The organism is Lysobacter sp. Root76 (assembly GCF_001428685.1).
Taxonomy (GTDB): Bacteria; Pseudomonadota; Gammaproteobacteria; order Xanthomonadales; family Xanthomonadaceae; genus Lysobacter.
Genome location: NZ_LMIK01000009.1, coordinates 1 through 3,757, shown reverse-complemented (window position 1 = coordinate 3,757; position 3,757 = coordinate 1). Strand labels below are relative to the sequence as shown.

Annotated in this window: 4 protein-coding genes and 1 pseudogene; all 5 read left to right on the top strand. The window is 57.0% G+C overall.

Annotated elements, in window-relative coordinates; genetic code table 11:
- Positions 1-45: 45 nt before the first annotated feature.
- Positions 46-595 (top strand): annotated as a pseudogene (locus ASE10_RS21195) (RHS repeat protein); the annotation flags it as partial.
- Between the two features lie 21 nt (positions 596-616).
- Positions 617-1,930: an RHS repeat-associated core domain-containing protein gene (locus ASE10_RS21190; protein WP_235567583.1), complete on the top strand. Its 1,314-nt coding sequence runs from the start codon at positions 617-619 to the stop codon at positions 1,928-1,930.
- Positions 1,927-2,379 carry a hypothetical protein gene (locus tag ASE10_RS20385; protein WP_157481144.1) on the top strand — a complete coding sequence of 151 codons (453 nt, stop codon included), beginning with the start codon at positions 1,927-1,929 and terminating at the stop codon, positions 2,377-2,379. Before ASE10_RS21190 ends, ASE10_RS20385 begins: the two co-directional genes overlap by 4 nt.
- 422 nt (positions 2,380-2,801) lie before the next feature.
- On the top strand, positions 2,802-3,299 hold the full coding sequence (locus ASE10_RS17330; RefSeq protein WP_056306264.1) for a hypothetical protein: 498 nt from the start codon (positions 2,802-2,804) through the stop codon (positions 3,297-3,299).
- A gap of 185 nt (positions 3,300-3,484) precedes the next feature.
- Positions 3,485-3,757, top strand: a 273-nt coding sequence (locus ASE10_RS19775; protein WP_200954820.1) for a hypothetical protein, incomplete at its 3' end; no start/stop codon positions are given.

Genomic DNA, 3,757 nt, shown 5'->3' with positions numbered 1-3,757 from the left:
GTCTGCCAAACCGGCGAGACCTTCAGCGTCGGCCGCCTGACCCGCATGGACGACGGCAGCGGCAACACCCGCTACTGCTACGACCGCCGCGGCAACGTGGTGCGCAAGGTCCAGACCACCAACGGCCAGGTGTTTACCCTGGTCTACGGCTACACCCTGGCTAACCAGCTGGCGTCGGTGACCTATCCCAGCGGCACGCGTGCCGATTACACCTACAACGCCCTGGGCCAGCCCAGCGGCGTCACGGTGACCCAGCCCGGCCAAAGCCCGCAGGTCCTGCTGACCAGCGTCACCTATTACCCCTTCGGCCCCGCCGCCGAGCTGGAGTACGGCGACGGCCGCCGCCTCAAGCGCACCCACAACCAGAACTACCAACCCGGCGTGATCGAGGACGTCGGCCCGGACGGCCTGTCCCTGGGCTACGAGTTCGACGCCGTCGGCAACCTGATCAAGCTGCGCAAGGGCGACCAGTCCGAACCGCCGCTGCGCGCCTACACCTACGACAAGCTCGGCCGCCTGACCGAAACCCGCGACGGCGCCACCAACGCGCTGCTGCAGGGCTACACCTACGACGCCACCGGCAACCGCACCAGCANCCTACGACAAGCTCGGCCGCCTGACCGAAACCCGCGACGGCGCCACCAACGCGCTGCTGCAGGGCTACACCTACGACGCCACCGGCAACCGCACCAGCAAGACCGATGCGAGCGTCACGCAGACCTATACCTACCCGAGCACCAGCCATCGGCTGTCGCAGGTCGGCGCCACCGCCCGCAGCTACGACGCGACCGGCAACACCACCGCCGTGGGCGGCACCGCCCAGGAATACGTCTACACCGCTGCCAATCGCATGGGACAGGTGAAGCAGGGTGGGAATGCGGTGATGAACTACGCCTACAACGGCAGGGGCGAACAGACGCGGCGTTACCCGACCCCCACGTCCACCGCTCAAACTTACGCGAGCTACGACGAAGCAGGGCATACCGTCGGCGTGTACGACCATGCCGGAAATCGTATTCAAGAGATTGTCTGGCTGCGTGATCTGCCGGTCGGCGTGATCGACACCAACAAGCTGCATTACGTCCAGGCCGATCACCTGGGCACGCCGCGCAACGTGATCGACCCGGTCGCGGAGAAGTCCGTGTGGACGTGGCAGCTAGGCAACGAAGCGTTTGGCGACAGCGCGCCGAATCAGGACCCTGACAACAACGGCACCGCGTTCGTGTTCGATCTGCGGTTCCCGGGGCAGCGCTACGACGGTGCGAGCGGGCTGAACTACAACTTCTTCCGAGACTATAGTGCGACTACAGGAAGATACAACGAAGCTGATCCAATCGGCTTGTTTGGAGGAGGGGCTCTATACGGTTATGTTGGCGGGAATCCCAGTGGGCTGGTTGACTCGCTCGGACTGCAGTCCGCCGCGACCGATTACATGCGAAACAATGGGTATGATGGTGAGGCAGGAAGCCTTGGAGGGGGCATGCTTCACAATTTGGTTTCAAGCGTATGGAGTGCCATCGGATTCGATATGCAGGCAAGAAAACTTACAAATTGTGAAGTTGAAGTTCTCTCGAATTATCATTCCAGCGAGACGCTCTCAAATGTAACTGTGCATGACCGCTTGCCATGGTTCATGGTCGATGGCTTTGATGGGATTACAATCGGAAATGACATCTATTTAAAATATGATCGTCCTGATACATATTCTGGGTTTGCTTTGTTAGGGCATGAGGTCGAACACGTTAAGCAACAGCATAGCTTTTCTTTCATCCCGAGGTATTTGTGGGGGTCTTTTTGGGGGCTTTTGTCTACCGGTGATCGTGGCGAAGCTCACGACACGATTGGATTCGAGAAAGATGGGATATTGATGCAAGAACGGATACGTGCAGACATGCGACGATCAAAAGATCCTGTGTGTGGATGTAAATGAAAAATTACACCATCCTTGCCGCTGCCCTTCTCCTTGGAGCTTGCGCCCAAGAGTCGCCTCTCGCGCTTTCTTACAAGAGGGTTGCAGGGCAATCTCCGCAAGAAATTGCACGCATTGTTTGTCAGATGAGCCCTACTGATCGAGTCGACATCTACCTCTATGGAGTAGAAGAGCGGCGACCTAGTGACTATGGTCTGTTTCCGGAAGGCTGTATTGATAGTGAGACCGTAGATATTGCAGTTAGGTTGGCTGCTCATTCCACAGCCAATAGTCGGACGTTCGCTCTCACCGAACTGATACATGAGGCTCCAGAAGAAATCTTGAGAGGCAGGGTGGATGCGTTCGATGCTTCGGCGGAATGCTCGAGGTTCTATTCAGAAGACTCGCCATGCCACGATCTGGCGCGCGATATCGACAAAGTCTATGGTCACAAGTCTGCCGACGACTAAGAGCAGAGGGAAAAAGGGGTCAGGTTCATTTACCCAATGACTCCGGCCGTCCACGCGGCCGAGCGCCACCGCGTGTTGAGTCAGCGCCTCAATCTTCTCTACGGGCGCTCATTGCCCCAGGCGCGCTGCTGTTGCGTGTGTAGCCGAAGCGCATTGCCCTAGCTTTGCTCCATGCCGTGGGCTACGAGTGTTCGTATGCCTCGCGACGGGCCGCGTCGCTAGCTCCCAGTCGTATGTACGTTGGGTGCTGCTTAATACGCGGGGCAGCGGTGCCTAGCGCGTTGTGACGGTGGCTGGACCATGGATAGTCCTCGGCGATCGAGCGATTATGTCGGTTACGCGCGGCGAATCGCTCTACTTACAGCAGCGCTGATTAAACTCGAAGCTGCCTATACGAACATCTACGGTGGAAGTTGCCCGGTATGAACGCTATTGACGCACTAAAGATCGAGCGAAAAGTTGCCCGGATCGACGGGTTTCTCGCTGGATTGGCCTCGATGAATGGGGGGCTGCGTGACTACTCCTCATACTGCTATATCGTTCATATGGACGACGGGTGTTCGGTGGATGAGGCCGTTAGGCATTACTACCAATGGTTGCCTCAATTGCGTTTCTTTTCAGTGAAGCGATTGGGAGGTGTGCGAGATCTGGAGAATTTGCTCGGTCACTACTTGGTTAGGGATTCGCCAAAGATAAGTCAAGGCGATTTGCTTGATCTTCGGCATCACTTGTCATTCAAGGTCATGGACATGATGTCGGTTGTCTTCGAGAGGCTTGATCAACTCGAGGTCTTTGAATTGCTTGCGGAATCGAGTCCCCATAGTTCGGAAAGCGTCTTCTACAGCGTTTGCGCGGAAGATTTAGCGGTTGTTCTGCAGTTCAATGAAGAAGAATCAAGGACACCCACAGTTCCGCACTAACCTGGCATCCGATTCAGACCTTTGGTCACCGATAAGAGAACTATGGCTGTCCTTAATCTTTCTGCTTAATCTTTCTGTCTTGCGCCCAAAGAGGAAACGAGGACACCCACAATTCAGCACCCGCCCTACACCCCTATCAGAAGTTTCTGACGTTGCTTGGATAGGATTGCCGCGATGCTGGCGACATGACCCAGGCACGCGCGTCGCTGATTCCACCCGGCCAAGCCGGCACTTTTCATTGCGTGCAACGCTGCGTGCGTCGCGCGTTCCTATGCGGAATTGACCGCTACACGGGTCGGTCCTACGAGCATCGAAAGGACTGGATTGAGCAGCGGTTGCTGCTGCTGGCCGAATGCTTCGCTATCGCCGTTCACGCCTACGCGGTGATGAGCAATCATCTGCATTTGGTCGTGCAATTGGAACCGAGCTTGACAAGGCAATGGGCGGATGCCGAAGTG